The following is a 19,148-nucleotide window of genomic DNA, read 5'->3' as shown; positions in this document are numbered from 1 at the left end:
ATGCCAGACGATATTAAGGGTAAAAAATTATTTACAGCACAAAAAATGGTTCTGGATCTTAAACCTTTGCTCCGGTTCAATTTAGTGATGTATAATACGCTGAATGAAGAGCCTAAAAATCCGGATGCCGTATATGTTTATAACGGCAAAAAATATGGTCAACCCAAATTCAGACTTAAAAACAATCCTGCAACAGATTTAAATCCAGTATCCGATGCGTTTAATTTTGAAAGAGATGAAAAAACAGAGGAGATTACCTTAAAATGTATTATAGAAGTATATAGAGATGAACCCGATGTTATACCATTAAGTATTATAAAACCATCCATTTTACTTTCATTTGAATCGGCGGGAAGGAAAGTGGAAAAACCTCTAACTATTACCCAGTCGCTTAGCTGTTAATGCAGTGAATATTTCTCAAAATTTACATGCCCAAACCAGCATTGCCAAAACTGAAATACAACCCTTACTTATTCAATTGAGGAGCCCTAGCGGTATTGCAGCCTTTCAATTAACAGTTCAGGCAGAGTTGTGGTGGCAAATGCCAGCTAAACCAACTTCAGGGGGTAAGCCATTTATATCAACGCATATAAGGACCACTCCTCTTTTCAAGGCGTCAATGGCAAAAGTTGTCACTCACCAAACATTGGGCAAAAGGAAATTAAGTATCCAAAACCTGAGACCTCATACCGAACTTCTTAAAGGGCCACAAGCAATCCCACCAAAACCAACTCCTTCTAACAATGAAGTAAAATTTACCGATCCCCAAAAAATAGATTTAAAAGCCCTGATTACGAGAGCCTACACCAGGGATGATGAATTGGTATTTGGACCATTGGCCGAAGAGTTTGGCACCAAAGACAAAGCATGGAAAATAGTAACCATACCAAAAGCAGGTGAGAACTATACCATAGCTTACCAGCCCACCTCACAATTGGATGTTTTTAATTTCCTGCCCCAGGTTTTTAGAATTAAAGCCAAAGAACAAAATGGCGATCCACGCATTTCCATAAGCATGATAGCAGGTGAAGATGATCAGCTGGAAAACTACAAAATCATCATGGCCATTACTTTGGTCCCTTATTACAATGCTTTGGCTAAAAAAGATTTATATCGTGAATTAAATAAAATTACAAAGGGATTAACCAAATACTGCGAATTGCGACTGGGTGGTTACAAATCTGTTCGATTTGAACTGCGTTCGGTTTATTCAGGAGAAAATGCGGTACTTACTGGCAAAATTCCTGAAACTATTGCAGAAATCGACCCGGTCAATGGTTTTGTACTCAATGTGGAATGCAAGTTTGATTCCTTTGATAATTTTCGACGTGAAATAGGTGAGAATGAAGGCATTATTATTGGCGATATAGCATTCGAACTTTTAAGTGCGGAGGAGGGTGATGTCACCAAAATACATAAAGTTCCTGTTGAGCTTAATATAAGCAAATTGGCTGGAGTGAATCTGGCTATAAATGCAGATGTTGCAACACAGGATGAAATTCATGTAATCAAGGGTGTAAATGTAAACAACACCAACAATTTTGATGTTTTGCTAAAAGGGATTGACCTTACCCTTCTTTCCCAAATTGAAGGAAGTGTTTACGACGCCGAATATGACCCAGTTTTGGAAGCCACTTGGCCTGCCAGTTTGCAAAAAGGTTCTGCTATGCCCGTTGTCATAAAACCCGAAACCGATGAAAATGATGAACCGGAATTATGGACGGACATTGTTTGTGAACCCTACGGAATTTCTATTTTAAATGATCCTGGGAAAGTATTGGAACGCCTTATCGATTTTGCGACTGGAGATCCCCAAGTATGGCGGTTGGAAATTTCTTGTCCTCTATTTGAAAGATGGAACGACTTAGACGATCCCATTAAATCACCTTATACCCAGGTAAGTCATGTTATCACGGAAATAAAAAATGAAAAAGGACAAACTTTTTCTGTAAAGTTAAAAATAGACAGTTCAATTTCGGTCCTTGAAATGTCAAGAAGTATAAGTGAAATATTAAAATCGCAACAATTAAAAGAAAGAAAATATCAATACCGAGTTGGTACCATTTACATCATTAACCCACCTCATTGGACCGATTGGTTAATTCCGGAAAGCACTGCAACGGATTTTTTATCTGTTAACCCGCAACCTTTGTCAAATCCCTAATATTGAAATGCTATGATAACAATACCCAGTGTCTTGAGCCATAAGAATGTAGTTGTTTATCCCGATGATGAAGATTGCAATCTTTTTTATGCCCTAAAAACTTCTCCCGAAATTAAAATGGAAAATGGCGAACCCATTTTTAGTGGTTTGTTTTGGACGGACAGAGCCCAGGGAGAATCAACCAGTGTAGCAGGCCTTGAGGGCGGCTGGGTTAATTTTGATGCCAATCTTGCTGTTAGCGAGGAAGTACTCAACGAGATCTCCGCCAAACTTAAATCATCCGGGGTACAGAATAGCAGAAGAAATGCTTTAATAAAAGCAGAAAAGGAACGCCTGGCACTCATTTCCAAGGCTTCAGGTTCAAGCACCACCCCAGAGCCAAGTATACCCTCAGTAAAGGAACTTCGCTTTGGAGCGGTCAATTTTACCAAAGGCACAGTAACTCTTTTGGAAGAAACCGGAGGAGATATGGTAACCTGGTCCTCTGCCGGAGGTCCTGCAAGTCTCATAGGCGATAATAATGCTGCATTTGCATTAAGGCTAAGCCCAACTGGAGCTGCTGTTTGGTATAAATCGCTTAAAGATGGTGGAAAGGCCATTAGTATTCGTTATGAACTTAAGTTTATGATGCGACTTCCCAGTCTTGAGATAAGGGCCTGGGCGGGATCGAGTCAATCCAGTATGATTGAAAGGGAAGCGGAGCGAAAAATCATTAATATGGATCAGGGATGCGAGGATGCAGATGTGGAACGTATAGATGTAAAATCAATAACCAGCACCTTATTGGAAACAGGATTGGTAAACATTGAAGTCAAAAAAGGATCTACTGAAATTTCAGATGAAAATGTAAGTCAATTGCGCAACCTGGCTATTGGCATAATTGAAGAAAAAATAAAGGAAATCATTAAAAGCAGGATTGTGGGAATGACCCCTGAAGAAAGGAAATCATCCCTGCTTACCCTCGTTAAAGAAGAAGTAAATTCATTTGTTGAACTTCGCTTCAGCCAGCAGGATGTTGTTGAATGGGGTATAAACCCCCAGGGAACCATCATGAATTTCCTTGAAAAAATTCCCGAATCAAGAAAACAGGCGGTAACAAAATTGGTAGATCTTAGCAAATCTGAGGTGGAAACCATTACCATAAACAGTGTGGTAAACGCCCAATGGGATAAAGAGCCCATGGTGAATACAGTAAAACTGGATATCCGCTATCCAAAAGCAGACCAGAAGCATTCGGTTATTTTCAATAAAAATAACTTCACCGATACCTGGCATCTACGCAGACCAAAAAATGATGATGGAGTTGCTGAATACACCTCTGAAATCTTTTTTAATGGCCTTTCCGAACCCCTTGTAATGGAGGGAAAATCAGTTTATCAGGATATCGTAATCAACGTTGGGCAAAAAGGATATTTTGACCTTAATTTTAAGCCCCATCCCATCTTACTATCCCTGACTTAGGCGACAATGAAATTGTTGCCATCCAGGTGGACCTAAGCTATAAAATGCCTGAAGATGCAGACTATTTTGAACAAACGCTGGTCATAAAACCTACTGATCCCGAGGGTGCAAATTTTAAACGTTTGGTAGGTAAAAACCTTGATGCACCTTTGGTCTACAAAACAAAATATTTTTCTAAAGACGGTACAACCGTGGACATGCCCGAAAAAAATATTACGCAACTGAAAATGGGACAACAACCATTATTGTAGAATCTCCCTACCAGGACACACTGGATATCCCCGTAGAATTAGGGCAGGTACCTGACGGTTCAATGAAGAAAATCATTGTAGAATTTAAATACAATGATGAAGAGAATAATTTCCATAGTAATGCTAAAATTGAACTTTCAGCCGAAGATGAATGGGATTCGGCAATGGCTAAAATACTTTTGGTAGATCGGGAAAAAAATGACTTTCAGTACCAATATAAGATGATTTCAAAATCCGCCATCACAAAATCGCCCTGGATCAATGGAAAGTCGGAAGAAACTGTGATCCTACCCTTTAAGGTAGTGAGGATTGATCATTCCATGCTACAACTGGGTACAAAGTACGCAAGTGCATTATTAAGTCTACAGGCTGATGTCAATGGTTCTGCCATATTGCAAGAATGGATGCTAAACAAAGATACTGAGCCTATTCAATGGTATATTCCAAGGGCCGATAATAACTCGGTTGCCTACAACTATAATTTAAAACTGATTGATGTCAATGGGATCGAAAAGGATGTTTCGGGAAATGGAAACAGTTCGATTTTATTATTAAGGGATGCATAAATTAAACCTGGCGTGCAATTCATAGTTCACTATTTGGCTTATGCCTAAATAAAATAAGAGAAATAACCATGTTAAGTTACAAACCGCCATTTATACAATCGGGAAATCTCACAATTTTTAGCGATGACCTCAATCCCGATGTTTTTTACTATGTGTGTGTAGAACCCAATATCATCATCAACACTGATGGTGCGCCGCAAATTGAAGCCTATGCCATTATACCCGAATCAGGCGTGGGCGAAAGAGAAAGTATTTTGGAAGCAGGTATTATGATAGACATTAGCCTTGCACCAGGAGAAGAGGCCTTACAAGATGCCCGAAAAGCCATCAGCAAAATCCATGGTCAACCCCCAAAACAATTGGTTCCTGCGCCTATTCATGATGGAAAGGTGAAAATGATGTTGGCACAGGCTGGCGAAGAATCAGATCCTAAAAAATGGTATATAAGTCCCGAAATCAATTCCTCCGTTATGGGCGACAACAACGCAGCATTGGTAGCCAAAACCACAGGCGACCAGGCGAAGTTGTTGATAGCTGCACTTAATTCCGATGTGGTCGCGGCAAGCATTCACTACAGTTTAAATATGTTAGGCATAGCCCCTGTATTTAAAGCTACCATGAAAGTAGATTGAAAAAAGTATATCATCATTTTGAAAAATTCGATAAAGAGAATTTCATTTTCTACACCGATGAGATTACTGAAACGATAGATGAACTTAAGGAAACCAGTGCTATTGATATACAGATAGAAGAGCTTGATCCTGACATAAAAGCGGAGGCATTAAAAAGTATGCTGAACGAGCTTAAAACCGAAGTTCTCAAAAAAATATTTGATCCGGCCCCATCCCCGCTCAGTGCTGGTGAAAAAACTGAAGACAGAATTGCTGCTTAAGTGTAAGTCGGGTTTTGGCTTCGGTGGCCATTGGGGGCCATCATATTTTAAGAAACATTGATGAGGAACAACTTATAAGTTCTGAAATAAATTTAAATCAGAAAAATGCTAAACTTTACCCCTATTATCCACAGTCTTTACTCATATCAATGCTGCGACGTATAGGCGGAATAAAGGACAAAATAAAATGGATAAAACTTGATGAGATTCCTTTTATCAACCAATCAGTCGAGGTGAATTTACCTGCCGACAGTTTTACTGATACCAACATAAAATCGGTGCTACTCAATTGCAGGGTCTTAAATAAGGATTCCAATGTGGCAGTCGCAACTCAAAGTCTTGTTTTTGATTCTCCCGAAAAAACAAAAGCTGTTTTCAATTTTAACCGCGAAAAAAATGTGGAATATATATATAGTTATAAAGCTACCGTTTTTACCAAAACAGAAGGAAGCAATTTACCAGACAAATTGGAACTCGACTGGAAACAGGAAGTGTCGTCATTTATATACTTTAATCCAGAACAATACTTCAAAACTTACACCTTATCCCTTAACCTTGATGATACTGCAATTCTTGATACCGCGCATTTGATTGAAATATTTGTGGAATGCCTGGATAAGGTAAATGGTCTGCCCGTACTACAAAAGACTTTTTTACTTAATAATTTTGATTTTACCCAGAAGACAGTTTCCATTGTAGCAGGAAAAAACATTGAACTTAAATTTAAGTTAACGATCACCTATTTCCTTAAAGAATTGAATGAACACAAGGCTGGTTTTGAGGACGTGCCAGAAGGATTCTTTTTTATACCCAATCCATTTGAAAATAAATGGTCGGTTGAAATATTTTGTCATGGCGACTGGACGGCCACTCATAAACTAATTTTGGAAACACGAATTGAGGATGCCGAAAGGAAAGATTTAATTTTAAACAAATTCGATTTTTCCGCAGAAACAGGTAATACTAAATTATCTGTAGTTACCAGCTTAAAAACGCCCAAAGAAAAATTTGAATACCGCATAACCAGGATCAGTATTGATGGCAACATCATTCAGGGGCCCTGGAAAAGCCATGAGGGTCCGGCCCTGGCCATTACAGATAAAATTGCTGCTGAACGAATTCTCCGGGCAACCCTTGCAAGCTGTCCCCATTTTGAAAGATTCGATATAAAATCGGTTACCATTGAATTTGTGTATGAAGATTTAGAAAACAACATACTTGTTGAAAGCGGAAGGTTGCCATTTGAAAAAATTGGTGATACTGTTACCTTCAAGCATCCCATGCCCAATTTTAACCATAAGGAATTTAAGCACATGGAAAGGGTGAGAAGTAAATCAGGAAACAATTACAAAACAAATTGGGAAACGAATGTAATTGATAAAATTGAAATCCATATACCAGAAAACATTTGGTAATAAAGACAGAACCATGCTCGATTTATCTAAACCATTAGGACAACACGAAGGATTAATCTTTTATGGCGACCATGAACAGGTTGATTTAGTTTATTATTTTCCCGACGAGGTGAAACTGGCACCCCAGGAAGAAGTGCCTGGCTTTTATGAAATGAACCTTTCTGTTTTTAGCGAAGGTGATGTGGAAACGGGGGGCTCGATGCTTTAAGAAATTCAGCTTAGCTCCATTTTGCAGCTTGGGGTAGAATGCACAGTACAACCGGAAAGACTTCAAAAAGCTATAACTGCTGTAAAAGAATTGATTGCCATCAATACAGATCTTAAAACTTCCGTCCCATTTTGGAAGGATGGCTCAGTAAACCTTATTGTTCTCGATTCTGATACCACTAATCCGGAGAGCATCAATGAAGACAGTTTTGTCAAAAGTGTAGTAGGTTCCAAAAAACCATCTCTTGTGTCGTCAACTCTTGATTCTGTTTTCAATATAAGGCTTGATAGAAGAGGCACTTCCATTATACTGAGTGCTCTAAACGGCGACGCAGGCTCTCTTGCCGGAATAATGTACGATCTAAAGTTTAACGCTATGAGACTTAAGCATTGGACATGCGCATTTGGGCCAATCTGGATCGGTGCTTTGAAAGCATTTCACACCAGTTAGGCGTTAAAGTTGAGATACCAATTTATGCCGTAAAAGTATCATTGGGCGCAGAATTTGGATGGCTCACAAGGAAGTTGGAAGAAGATGGTGATCTAAAAATCGAAGTGATCAGTCAGGCAGAAAATGAAGAAACAAAAAAAATGATGGATGAGATGATTGAAGATTTCAAAACCAGCATCCTTCGAGAAATGTTTCAGCCTTATGTAAACCCCTTTACCCCTACAATTCCTCTCAATGCTGGAGGAGGATCTGCACCTTCCATTAATATTGGGGTCAGCTATCGTTTCACCAAAGAAAATATAAGTCAAAACAAAATACTGGAAGTTGATTACCGTGAAAGATCCACCATTGTAAGAACCCATAATCCCCAATCCCATTTATGGGTTATGGGAAAACAAATTGCCACCAATAAAGACAAATACATTCAGGTTATCCGGTTTGGTGAACTTTGGCGCGAACAGGAATTGGATGTGTTCCTCGAATATGATTTTGATAAAGAAGAAGCCGATTTGTTGAGTGCGGAATTGTTGATCTGGAGGATGAAAAACGGAGTAAACGAGAATCCAAAGGAAGGTCACTTTTCCATTCCCGATGGTGTACAATCCATTGCAGGATTTACGTTCAGCAAAGGAAATAAAGAAAGTAAAAACCTGGCATGGAATTATGACAAGGACGAACCTTTTGGATACTACTATCAATTAAAATTTCGGTACAAGCCTTCCCACAGGCAAATAAGCAGCCCTTCAGAAATCATGACCGAGCCATTTAAAAGCGGTTTCAATGACCTCATCATCTTTCCGGATTCTTATACTTTCTATAAAAAAATAACCATTGAATCTGGAAATATTGATTTTGCTGAAATGAAATCCATCGACCTGAATTTCCATTTAAAAGATGTAGATGGAACATTAATTGACACGCAATTGATAAGCTTGAAAAATGCCGATCAAAAAGAGACCTGGATCGTGCGCGGAAAAAACAAAAACGGTTTGTTTGTGGCTCTTGAAAAGACTTTTCATTTTAGCGACAATAGGCCTTCTATCACTACTGAATTTATCTATCTGCAGGATGATGAAGTTATTGTAAATAAACCTTTCCTTAAATCGAAATTTGAATTGTTTCCGGTAATTGCAGGTAAAACAGAAAATGTAAGGGAAATTTTGTTGGAGATCATGATCGATTCGCTTAACCATAGATGAACTACAAAAAAAGATCTATCGAATTGCAGGTCCCGATTTTAATATTGGAGATATCACAATCAATTTAAGTTCAGAGAACGACAAAATTTCCTATATAGCTACTGCGATAACGGCGGATGCAAAGTTAGTGGAAATAGGACAAGGTGGAATACAATCCAATGCACTGGTTCTAAATTTGGAAGCCATCAACAAACGCGATGTAGAAATTATTTGGGAGGGAAAATCCCCTGCCGGATTGGATCTTAAGGAATTTAAACTGGAATTCCGTATCAATGACAATAACGAAAATGTAGAGGTCATTCAATTTTCAGGAGACAAAATTCCCGAAAAAATAATCAAATCATTTCCAGTTGAAGACAAAGTGGAATGGCGTATCAATAAAAGATTTAACAGCGGTATCAAGGAAAAAACCAATTTCACCCCATTAAACACGAAATCGATTATTGTGCCTTGAGAAAATGTAAGAATTCCAGATGAAACTTTATTCTAACCATAAAACAAAATGAACCATGAAGCGATATGTTGTTTTGGTGGCAGGTTACGATTATGAGAATAGTGGGGTGGATTTTACAAGTTTGGCCAATAGGAGGAAAAATTACCTTTTGAAGCAAAATCCGACTTGGGTTAATGATTCTGACATGGAGTTCATTCGATTGGACACCAAATCCGGAAAAATTGAGCGCAACAACAGTAATAATCGGGACAATTGGGTACTTGAGTCAACTACTTTTATCCCGATATCCAGAAGTACACACTACCGTCAAAAACATTTTATCCAGCAGGATACCCAGGTACTGTCCATTACAGATTGCTACAGGTTTATTGCCAATTTAGGAGCTTCAGATCCCGGAACCCTGAAAGAATTCAGTATTATTGGGCACGGTTGGTTCGATGGGCCCATTCTGGTTAATTCCTTTCAGCGCGAAGACTATAGAATTGACGGTGCCCATTTTCTTGAAAGGGATCCCTGGGACAAAGACGGACGAGCAAAAGATTTTTTTGCCAATAATCTTGATGTTACAACCTGGACGAATTTTAGAAATGCATTTGCGCCCGATGGGTATTGCTGGGTGTGGGGCTGTCTTTTTCCGCGCGCCTACTACAATGTGCTATATTCGGTTACCCGTAGTTGTGCATACAGATCAAAAACCCTGGGTACCCATACCAATAGCGATTCGTTTGTAATCACTGTATCCTCAAGCTTCGCAAGCGAACATTACGCAACTGACAGTATTTTTTTCCAACTTCCACCTATGAAAGAACATTTACCAGAACTCTTGGAGACTTAAAAGCTTTTGTAAAAAGGGGCATTTTGCGCTGCTACCCGGGCCGTTTCGTTTTGGACAACGGGATTAACTGCAGGGCTGCTTTTTTGGGTGTATATTCCGATTATGAAAGAGCATCGGGAGGTTTGCGCTCATCAGAAACGGTAATGGTAATACCTCGTAATAGAGACACTTACGGCATAGACTTCACGAATATCATAAATTTCTACAAGCATTATCTTGCATTAAATGAAGACCCCGATGGTAAGGGATTTGCGATTTATGATAATGGTAATATAAGACAATTTTGGACTGATCTCCAGCCTTAAAAATTTCGGGAATATGGCCTCTAATAACGGACTAATATTCGTTCAAATTGCTTCATATCGCGATTGGGAATTGCTGCCTACTGTTAAAAATTTGGTAGAAAACTGCAGCAATCCCGACAGACTGAGATTTGGTATTTGCTGGCAACATGATCCTGCCGATGAATGGGATAAGTTTGGAGAATTATACTGTAATGACTACAGGTTCAGAATTGTTGATGTACCACACAAAGATTCCAAAGGCTGCTGCTGGGCCAGAAATCTTTTGCAGCAGCAGTATAAAGGAGAACAATTTACACTTCAATTGGATTCACACCACAGGTTTTTCCCGTTGTGGGATGTTCATCTCGAAAACATGTATCACCAATTGGTGATAAATGGACACCCAAAACCTCTATTAACAGCTTACCTGCCCAGCTATGAACCCGAAAACGATCCAATGGGTCGTTCGCTGGATTTTTGGCAAAACAGTATTTGCGGCTTTTCCGAAGAAGGTATTGTTACATTTCGACCCACCTGGATCGACAAAAATGTGGATTTAAATAAGCCTGTTCCTGCAAGGTTTTACTCGGCCCATTTTGCTTTTACAACAGGTGATTTCTGCTATGAAGTACCGCATGATCCCTTTTACTATTTTATAGGTGAAGAAATAAACATAACGGTTCGTGCTTTTACTAACGGGTATGAACCTTTCCATCCCAACATGGTTGTGGCCTGGCATGAATACACACGAAAACACCGGGTAAAGCAGTGGGATGATGACAAAGAATGGCATATTAAGGACCAGGAAGCCAAAAAACGACATCAAATAATTTTTGGACTATGTGACTCAAATGGCATTTCAATCGGCAATAATTTTCAACTTGGAAACCAGCGAAGCTTAAATGATTATGAAAAATATGCAGGTTTAAAATTCGAAACCCAACAAGTTACTGAAGATGCTTTACTAAGTAAACCGCCTTCTCTTAAAAATTTGGATATTGAACATAATGATTGGACAAAAATGTTGAAGAATTTTTAAAACATCAGTGTTGTTTAGAGATCAAGACAACAGGAACCTGGTTCCCATAACCAACCTATTTTCCCATTTAATGTCAAAAGCAGACATTGATTTTGAAAAAGAACTCTGGGATGCAGTGAACGAATTGCGCGGCGCGGTATCTGAGAATAACTATAAAAACAACATCCTACCCCTTATTTTCGCAAAGCACCTTAGCGAACGCTACGAGGTTGTGCCCGACGAACTGAAGGAGCAGCTGAATGGTTCGGCATCTGATTATTACACTACAGATAAGGAGGAGATCATTTAAGTCCTGGAGGACCGGGATGAATACCGTTCGCGGAATACCTTTAAAATTCCGGAAACCGCTTCCTGGCAGTATTTGAAGGAAAATACGGAGCAGGAAATGACCGCACAAACTTTGATGTTGTGCCTTATGAACCTGAAGCTGCGGGACCTTTCTTTTGATATGAAACCAGTAAATTCTTTCTCAGCTTCGCTAAATTCTAAGGTAAATATGTTTTCATGATTTACTTTACTGGCTGTGGCATCACTTAAATAAATTCAACCTGATTATAAAATGAATATAAATTTTTTCTTCATAAAAAGAATAAGAATCCTATCTCTCATCTTTAATAAACAAGGAGGGTTTTTACCTATATATCTCTAATTATCAAACAAATATCTTTAAGTAATGTAGCAATAAACTTTAAGTCGATAAAAAGATTTTTTGATTGAATGGAGTGTCTACATAAATGCAAAAGTCCTAACCACTAATCTAACCTTAAAAACTTTAGAATTAGGAGAAACTAATTTATTACTGGCAGTTTGCTTACTTAAACTTAATTCGAAATTTAAAAATTATGAAAAAACTTTTTATTATTTGTAACCTGTTTTTAATGGGTGTTTTGACAGTTAGCTGTGAAAAAGAAGCATTTGATCCTACGAATAATTCTGATTTTAATAAGGAGAGTATTTCTATTGATAAAATGGAACTCATTAAAACTTTAATTGAAAATAACGAAGTATCTAAAAATCATAATGTAAGTATCAACTCTACAGAGTTATGTGGTACATCCTGGCACACAACCCATAATTTCCAAAATTCATTTTCAAATTCTGATTATTGGGACTATTATCATTTCAACGGTACTGCCGGAGATGTAATTTCTATTGTTGTTACCAGAATTACTTCTACTATGGATCCAGGCTTTTCATTATTTTTTGGTACTTCAACTGGAACTGAAGGCGTAACAATATATGATGGTGGGGAAAATATGACCTTTCTGGAATGGAGAGATGATGAGATTCCAATGGACTGCTTTGGAGATCCTTTTTTGGAAAATTATGTACTACCTAGTACAGGAACTTACACTGTTGCCGTGATGGATGTTCAAAGTTGTGGGTACCCTCTATTTGATTATGAAATTCGAACATGGGGAATAAATTGTGACATCCAAGGCACTATAGAAATTGATGGGTGTGACACTGGTGTAACAAATGCGGTAACAAACACGGGTTCAACAATGCAGCATATGATTAATCTTCTGGAAGCCGGGACTTACAGAAATCATGGGCAATTTGTAAGAGCGGTCTCCAAATTACTTAATACGTGGAGTTCTGAAGGTTTGCTTACACCTGGGGACAAAGGAAAAATTATGAGATGTGCGGGTCTATCGAGTATTGGAAAAAATAAAAGGATCTAAACTATAAGATAGAGTATAAAGATGCCTCAGGAAATATTTATAGAACAAAATTTTATAACTCCAGTGGAGAACTTTTCTCCAAAGAATAAAAGAAAAAATTATAAACTAAAGACAGCTAGGAGATGAAATAAAAAAAATCAAAAGCACCTGATCATTTCATTTTTTCAAAATAATAGTACTGTCCTGCTATATCTTGTATTTTTCATCCAGAGCGTGAACAGCATTTTTACCCGAAGTTATTGAAAGGACCGCTATAAATCTTAATTAAGAGAGCTCAACTTTCTTATACGTTATAGCATTTAAACTTTAACTTCTGCAAATAATCTAGTTCAATTGACTTATAGCTTTTCCAAAGAAAGCACTATCAGTGGGTCGGGGACTATTCGGTAGCACCAAAAATCCTTCTTTATTAAAAATCAGGTATTTTGGAATTCCTGCATCTGTATCAAAAAATTTTGAAAATTTTGAATAGTCGTTTTCATCCAGTAGGTATTGATTTTTATTTAAACCCAAATCCTTTTTTGTTTCAGAAATATTTTTCCACTTAAGTGAGTCCTTCTGTTTATCAATTGACACATATATCCACTCTACTTTTCCCTGATCTATTAGTTCCTCCTTAAAATCTTTGGCCTCCTCCATATCAAAAAAGCACCAGTAGCACCAAGTGGCCCAGACATCAATTACCACTACCGTGTTACTGGTTAGCAAATCTTTTATCTGAAGGTCATGGTCATCAAGAGAGATGAGATTTAAATTTAAAATGGAATCAGGAAGTTTATTATTTGATAGACTTAACTTTCTTTCTATTTCACCCAATTTATTCCTGTAATTGTCATTGGTGAATTTTGTCTTATACTCAGAAACCTTTAACTTTAATATTTCAATGTTAGAAGGCAGCAGATTGAAAGTATAGGTATTAAGAAGATCCGTTAAAGCAAATTCCTGTGTTTCCAATAAAATTCTCAATGATGAACATTTCTTGATCGCTAAATTTTTCTTCTGAAAAATTGGGGTAAGGCTTTGTGAAATAATGATCCAAATAAAGCTTCATGGCCAATGTACCTTTTCTTGATTTTAGCATTAGATCATTATTAAAAAAATCAATAGTAACATTTTCAAAATAAGTGTCTGGAAGATCCTCTAAGGTTATTTCCTGGCTATATAAAGGTTTTATTAATGAAGAAAAATATTCTGATTCTAATTCTATATTAATAACCTCACGGAAATTTGAAGAACATCTTTTCTCTTTGTAATACTCTTTAAGTAATTTTTTTTGATCCTCATAATTCCTTTGAATTAATTCCTTATATTTTTTAATGTCTCCGGAATATTTTATAGTATCGAATTGCAGCTTTATTAGTTTATCAAGGGAGTTATAGTGGAAAGAATTTTGACCTGTGAATGCTAAGTCTTTTGCCTTTTCTTCATTTATGAAATCCAGAGCTATAGTGTCATTAGAAGTAACGAATATACTTTTATTTACACCCGGCATTTGCAAAACCCCTAATCTGGTGATATCATTTGGGAGAGATAAGATTAGAATACCTGAAGAATCTAATGTCGTGGACCCCTTGGTAAAGGAGGTGGTTCCATCGAAAAAAGAAAAGTTAATTTTCCTGAGAGTTGAGATATCTCCAGTAAATACTACATTTAAATCTTTCTCCTTAATTTCCTGTTCAGTTTGGCAGGAAAAAATAGATGCCAAAATAAGTAAGATTAAAGTAGCCTTTCCTGTGTATCTATTTTTCATAAGAACTCCCCGTTTATAATTATCTCTCCGTAAGCTCGTAAAAATTATTATAACTGAAAAGAAAAATTTATTGCAATTAAAATTACCGATAACAGGAGAAAATAAAATTAATTTTAAGGTAATTTTTTGGCAGTCCTCCCAAGTGTTTTTTTCCTGTAGCGAGAGCGAAAGGAAAAAATGTGTCGAGAACCTTTTGTACTCCCAAACGGTCTCGATACAAATTCCTTCTCCCTGCTTAGTCGAAGAAATTCACTCGACCTGACGATTAAATACAAGAAAAAATTACCTTTTAAAAATCTTTTTGGCAAGATTAGGCTGGTCCTCAAACTTTCCCGATATTAAAGCTTCTTTCTTCGCTCTCGACCACTTTTTAATCTGTTTTTCCCTGGATATAGCAAAGAATATATCGGTGAATTCAGCATAAAACACCAAGTGGACAGGCTTAGCGGCTTGCTGTATAACTGTCGGGGTATTTAGCAGTTGTATGTTCCAGTAGACGCTTTTCAAGATTGGCTGTAACTCCCGTATAATAAGATTTATCGGAACATTCCAGGATGTATACATAGCTGTGTTTCATGTTATTAATATAAAAAATTGAAATGAAACACGCCCGTCAGTTCGAGTGTTTTTTTATCTGAAGCGCAGCTGAAGAGAAAAAAATGTATCGAGAACCTTTTGCACTCCCAAGCGGTCTCGATACAAATTCCTTCTCCCTGCCGGGCGAAGAAATTCACTCGACCTGACGAGTCGTGTGGAAGGAAAAACAGTCAACATAACACTACCGTCAGTTCGAGTGTTTTTTCTCTGAAGCGCAGCGAAAGAGAAAAAAATGTATCGAGAACCTTTTGCACTCCCAAGCGGTCTCGATACAAATTCCTTCTCCCTTCCGGTCGAAGAATTCACTCGACCTTACGAGTCGCATGGAAAGAAAATCTCAACTTAGCACCAACGTCAGTTCGAGTGTTTTTTGATCTGAAGCGATAGCGGAAGAGAAAAAAATGTATCGAGAACCTTTTGTACCCCCAAGAGGTCTCGATACAAATTCCTTCTCCCCGCTTAAGTCAAAGAAATTCACCCGACCTGGCGATTAAATACAAGAAAAAATTATCTTTTAAAAACCTTTTTGGCAAGATTAGGCAGGTCCTCAAACTTTCCCGATATTAAAGCTTCTTTCTTCGCTCTCGACCACTTTTTAATCTGTTTTTCCCTGGATATAGTAAAGAATATATCGGTGAATTCAGCATTAAACACCAGGTGGACAGGCTTAGCGGCTTGCTGTATAACTGTCGGGGTATTTAGCAGTTGTATGTTCCAGGAGACGCTTTTCAAGATTGGCTGTAACTCCCGTATAATAAGATTTATCGGAACATTCCAGGATGTATACATAGCTGTGTTTCATGTTATTAAGATATATAATTGAAATAAAACCGACCGTCAGTTCGAGTGTTTTTTTATCTGAAGCGCAGCGGAAGAGAAAAAAATGTATCGAGAACCTTTTGTACCCCCAAGCGGTCTCGATACAAATTCCTTCTCCCTGCTTAGCCGAAGAAATTCACTCGACCTGACGAGTCGTGTGGAAGGAAAAACAGTCAACATAACACTACCGTCAGTTCGAGTGTTTTTTTTTCTGAAGCGCAGCGAAAGAGGAAAAAATGTATCGAGAACCTCTCGTACACCCAAGCGGTCTCGATACAAATTCCTTCGCCCTGCTTAGTCGAAGAAATTCACTCGACCTGACGAGTCGTGTGCAAGGAAAACTCTCAACTTAGCATCAACGTCAGTTCGAGTGTTTTTTCTCTGAAGCGCAGCGGAAGAGAAAAAAATGTATCGAGAATCTTTTGTACTCCCAAACGGTCTCGATACAAATTCCTTCGCCCTCCCGGGCAAAGAAATTCACTCGACCTGACGAGTCGCATGGAAAGAAACTCTCAACTTAGCACTTCCGTCAGTTCGAGTGTTTTTTTATCTGAAGCGCAGCGGAAGAGAAAAAATGTATCGAGAACCTCTCGTACTCCAAAGCGGTCTCGATACAAATTCCTTCTCCCTCCCGGTCAAAGAAATTCACCCGACCTGACGATTCGTTTTCAGTTTTCTGTTTTGAGTTTGCATTACGGTTATTCGTTTCTTTATCCTTGATTCTTTTTTCTCTGTTCTCTTCTCTCTAGTCTTGCCTCTTGTTTCTTGTTTCTTGTTTCTTGTTTCTTCCCTCGACCTGACGATTTGTTTAATTGAAATAGAAGAATCAGTTTTACTACTCCCCCTTTACGGTTTCCCGTAAAAAGCTTCAATGTTTAAATTTTATCTTTAAAACATAATCTTGAATTAAAAAGGTGTTAAAAATAATAACTAACTTTCCCTTTCAGTTTCTTCCCTACAGGATCCTGGTTTCCATAGACAACCTATTTTCCCCATTCAATGGCAAAAGCAGATATTGATTTTGAAAAAGAACTCTGGGATGCGGCGAACGAATTGCGCGGCGCGGTATCTGAGAATAACTATAAGAATTACATCCTTCCCCTTGTTTTCGTAAAGCACCTTAGCGAACGCTATGAGGTGGTGCGGGAGGAATTGAAGGAGCAGCTTAATGATCCTGAATCTGATTATTACACTACAGATAAGGAGGAGATCAATTACGTCCTGGAAGACCGGGATGAATACCGTTCCCGGAATACCTTTAAAATTCCCGAAAGCGATATCCTGGGCCGTATTTACGAATATTACATTGGCTTAGTTTGCAATGGCTGAAGGTTCGGGTGCGGGGCAGTTCTTTACGCCCGGAAGTATCGTAAGGCTGCTGGTGGAATTGCTGGAACCTTACAAAGGCCGCATCTTTGATCCGGCTTGTGGGAGTGGTGGTATGTTTGTGCAGAGTTTGAAGTTCATCAAAGAACACGGCGGAAACAAAAAAGACATCGCGATCTACGGGCAGGAAATGACTGCACAAACCTTACGGTTGTGCCTGATGAACCTGATGCTGCGGGACCTTTCGTTTGATATCAAACTGGGGAATTCCTTGCTCGATGACAAGTTCCCAAACCTGAAAGCCGACTATATTATTGCCAATCCGCCATTTAATGTGAGCAACTGGCATCCTGAAGATCTGCCCGATGGCGATCCCCGGTTATTTGGACCTAAAGAAGAATTCACTACAGATGGCAGTGCCAACTATATGTGGATGCAAACCTTCTGGCACCATTTAAGTGACACCGGGACTGCCGGGATTGTAATGGCAAATGGCGCGATGACCTCCAACAATAAAGGAGAGAAAAATGTGCGGCAGCATATGGTAGACAATTCTATGATAGATGCCATTGTTCGCCTGCCCGATAAGCTGTTCCTAACCACCGGGATCCCCGCCTGCCTTTTCATCCTGAGCAAAAACCGCGACGGAAAAGACGGCACCCACCGCGAACGCAATAACGAGATCCTGTTCCTGGACGCCTCAAAAATGGGCACTATGGCCAGCCGCAAACTGAGGGTATTTAGTAGTGATGATATTAATAGAATTGCTGAAACCTACCACAAATGGAGAAATCGCGACGGAAATTACGAAGATGTTGATGGATTTGCTAAAGCAGCAGCTATTGCTGATGTACAAAAACAAGATTACAAACTCACCCCGGGCATCTATGTAGGTACAGAAGCCGAAGAAGATGACGGGATCCCTTTTGAAGAAAAGAGGGAGAGCCTTAGGGCGCAATTATTAGAGCAGTTTGTAAAAGAAGAAGTATTACAGGAAAAGATCAAAGCTAATTTTGAGAAAATAGTTTAAAAATGAAAAGTGGCTTTATTAACAGACAAATAAGCCCTTTGTTAAATTTAATACATACAATACCCAAGAGCGAATTGACAGGTTCAGAGGAATTTTCGATGATTATAACCATTACGAGTTTTTCATCTACACATTCTTAATTTTTGGAATTGTAATTCTAAGAAAATATGGTGAAAATTTTGAAATGATTACGAAGATATTGGATTAGCATAATTGCGTTTATAGCATTCTCATCAATCTTTATTGTTTATTTAATCTTCGGCATTGATAAAAGTCTTTTAATTGGTCTTCTTGGCACAACAGCAACGTTATATTTCGGATTATTGAAATTTCATTTTGAAAAAGATAGATTATTTAAAGAATTATTTCAAGAGTTCAACAGCTTAGTATGATAAGAAATTAAATGATTTAATAAATGAACTTAAATACGATGAAAATAAAAGAGTATGTCCTAAAGAAAAAAATCTAATAATTGATTATTTCAACTTAAGTTCAGAAGAATACTTGTGGTACAAAAAAAACAGGATACCCTCCGACGTGTGGAAAGCTTGGAAAGCTGGTATCAAGGATAACTTAAAGATAGAGCAAGTCAGTGAAATTTTTAAGGAAGAAATAGCTACTGAAAACGGAAAGATAAGTTTCTATGGTCTAATTAAGGAATTAGAAAATTAAAACTGGCTACAGATTGAAACCAGTTTTGAATCGAAACATCGTTTTCGCTTG

The 19,148-nt window shown here is 38.1% G+C and carries 21 protein-coding genes and 2 pseudogenes; 19 read left to right on the top strand and 4 right to left on the bottom strand.

Annotation, left to right across the window (positions count from 1 at the left end; genetic code table 11):
• The 17 genes from LZ575_RS01245 (at position 1) to LZ575_RS01165 (ending at position 12,903) form a co-directional block, all read left to right on the top strand.
• Positions 1-402, top strand: coding sequence for a hypothetical protein (locus LZ575_RS01245; RefSeq protein ID WP_235327839.1), 402 nt, complete (start codon positions 1-3; stop codon positions 400-402).
• Positions 403-406: 4 nt separating this feature from the next.
• Positions 407-2,164, top strand: a complete 1,758-nt coding sequence (locus LZ575_RS01240; RefSeq protein ID WP_235327837.1) for a hypothetical protein — start codon at positions 407-409, stop codon at positions 2,162-2,164.
• A 12-nt stretch (positions 2,165-2,176) separates the two neighbouring features.
• Positions 2,177-3,625, top strand: coding sequence for a hypothetical protein (locus LZ575_RS01235; RefSeq protein WP_235327835.1), 1,449 nt, complete (start codon positions 2,177-2,179; stop codon positions 3,623-3,625).
• Between the two features lie 44 nt (positions 3,626-3,669).
• Positions 3,670-3,876 (top strand): hypothetical protein, encoded by a 207-nt coding sequence (locus LZ575_RS01230; RefSeq protein ID WP_235327833.1) that lies wholly within the window; start codon positions 3,670-3,672, stop codon positions 3,874-3,876.
• A 62-nt stretch (positions 3,877-3,938) separates the two neighbouring features.
• Entirely contained in the window at positions 3,939-4,442 is a 504-nt protein-coding gene (locus LZ575_RS01225; protein ID WP_235327831.1) for a hypothetical protein, read from the top strand.
• Positions 4,443-4,510: 68 nt separating this feature from the next.
• Entirely contained in the window at positions 4,511-5,074 is a 564-nt protein-coding gene (locus LZ575_RS01220; RefSeq protein WP_235327829.1) for a hypothetical protein, read from the top strand.
• Positions 5,071-5,334 (top strand): hypothetical protein, encoded by a 264-nt coding sequence (locus tag LZ575_RS01215; protein WP_235327827.1) that lies wholly within the window; start codon positions 5,071-5,073, stop codon positions 5,332-5,334. The genes LZ575_RS01220 and LZ575_RS01215 overlap by 4 nt, the downstream gene beginning before the upstream one ends.
• A 14-nt stretch (positions 5,335-5,348) precedes the next feature.
• Positions 5,349-6,749 (top strand): hypothetical protein, encoded by a 1,401-nt coding sequence (locus LZ575_RS01210; protein WP_235327825.1) that lies wholly within the window; start codon positions 5,349-5,351, stop codon positions 6,747-6,749.
• 13 nt (positions 6,750-6,762) lie between these two features.
• The gene (locus LZ575_RS01205) at positions 6,763-6,957 is read left to right on the top strand and encodes a hypothetical protein (protein WP_235327823.1); all 195 of its coding nucleotides are present in this window, start codon (positions 6,763-6,765) and stop codon (positions 6,955-6,957) included.
• A 21-nt stretch (positions 6,958-6,978) separates the two neighbouring features.
• A complete protein-coding gene (locus LZ575_RS01200; RefSeq protein ID WP_235327821.1) occupies positions 6,979-7,407 on the top strand; it encodes a hypothetical protein in 429 nt (142 codons plus the stop codon).
• On the top strand, positions 7,353-8,606 hold the full coding sequence (locus tag LZ575_RS01195; RefSeq protein WP_235327819.1) for a hypothetical protein: 1,254 nt from the start codon (positions 7,353-7,355) through the stop codon (positions 8,604-8,606). Before LZ575_RS01200 ends, LZ575_RS01195 begins: the two co-directional genes overlap by 55 nt.
• A gap of 127 nt (positions 8,607-8,733) precedes the next feature.
• Positions 8,734-9,060 carry a hypothetical protein gene (locus LZ575_RS01190; protein WP_235327817.1) on the top strand — a complete coding sequence of 109 codons (327 nt, stop codon included), beginning with the start codon at positions 8,734-8,736 and terminating at the stop codon, positions 9,058-9,060.
• 55 nt (positions 9,061-9,115) lie between these two features.
• Positions 9,116-9,895: a hypothetical protein gene (locus LZ575_RS01185; protein ID WP_235327815.1), complete on the top strand. Its 780-nt coding sequence runs from the start codon at positions 9,116-9,118 to the stop codon at positions 9,893-9,895.
• 23 nt (positions 9,896-9,918) lie between these two features.
• Positions 9,919-10,200: a hypothetical protein gene (locus LZ575_RS01180; RefSeq protein WP_235327813.1), complete on the top strand. Its 282-nt coding sequence runs from the start codon at positions 9,919-9,921 to the stop codon at positions 10,198-10,200.
• Between the two features lie 13 nt (positions 10,201-10,213).
• The gene (locus LZ575_RS01175; protein ID WP_235327811.1) at positions 10,214-11,218 is read left to right on the top strand and encodes a UDP-N-acetylglucosamine-transferase; all 1,005 of its coding nucleotides are present in this window, start codon (positions 10,214-10,216) and stop codon (positions 11,216-11,218) included.
• A gap of 10 nt (positions 11,219-11,228) precedes the next feature.
• Complete coding sequence (locus LZ575_RS01170; RefSeq protein WP_235327808.1) at positions 11,229-11,507, top strand: type I restriction-modification system subunit M N-terminal domain-containing protein; 279 nt, start codon at positions 11,229-11,231, stop codon at positions 11,505-11,507.
• A 553-nt stretch (positions 11,508-12,060) separates the two neighbouring features.
• A complete protein-coding gene (locus LZ575_RS01165) occupies positions 12,061-12,903 on the top strand; it encodes a hypothetical protein (RefSeq protein ID WP_235327806.1) in 843 nt (280 codons plus the stop codon).
• Positions 12,904-13,227: 324 nt separating this feature from the next.
• Here the strand turns inward: LZ575_RS01165 and LZ575_RS01160 are convergent, their stop codons facing one another.
• From LZ575_RS01160 to LZ575_RS01145, 4 genes and pseudogenes are all read right to left on the bottom strand, one after another.
• Complete coding sequence (locus tag LZ575_RS01160) at positions 13,228-13,869, bottom strand: redoxin domain-containing protein (protein WP_235327804.1); 642 nt, start codon at positions 13,867-13,869, stop codon at positions 13,228-13,230.
• Entirely contained in the window at positions 13,820-14,653 is an 834-nt protein-coding gene (locus LZ575_RS01155; RefSeq protein ID WP_235327802.1) for a hypothetical protein, read from the bottom strand. Before LZ575_RS01155 ends, LZ575_RS01160 begins: the two co-directional genes overlap by 50 nt.
• Positions 14,654-14,935: 282 nt before the next feature.
• Positions 14,936-15,230 (bottom strand): annotated as a pseudogene (locus tag LZ575_RS24160) (GIY-YIG nuclease family protein).
• A 527-nt stretch (positions 15,231-15,757) separates the two neighbouring features.
• Positions 15,758-16,052: pseudogene (locus LZ575_RS01145) on the bottom strand (GIY-YIG nuclease family protein).
• A gap of 1,016 nt (positions 16,053-17,068) precedes the next feature.
• On the opposite strand from LZ575_RS01145, the gene LZ575_RS01140 reads away from it, so the two are divergent.
• Both LZ575_RS01140 and LZ575_RS01135 read left to right on the top strand, forming a co-directional pair.
• The gene (locus LZ575_RS01140; protein WP_235327800.1) at positions 17,069-17,398 is read left to right on the top strand and encodes a type I restriction-modification system subunit M N-terminal domain-containing protein; all 330 of its coding nucleotides are present in this window, start codon (positions 17,069-17,071) and stop codon (positions 17,396-17,398) included.
• The gene (locus LZ575_RS01135) at positions 17,391-18,425 is read left to right on the top strand and encodes an N-6 DNA methylase (RefSeq protein ID WP_235327798.1); all 1,035 of its coding nucleotides are present in this window, start codon (positions 17,391-17,393) and stop codon (positions 18,423-18,425) included. Before LZ575_RS01140 ends, LZ575_RS01135 begins: the two co-directional genes overlap by 8 nt.
• Positions 18,426-19,148 lie beyond the last annotated feature (723 nt).

The sequence above is a fragment of the Antarcticibacterium sp. 1MA-6-2 genome, from assembly GCF_021535135.1.
In the GTDB taxonomy this organism is placed as follows: Bacteria; Bacteroidota; Bacteroidia; order Flavobacteriales; family Flavobacteriaceae; genus Gillisia.
This window is presented reverse-complemented; position numbering and strand designations above follow the sequence as displayed.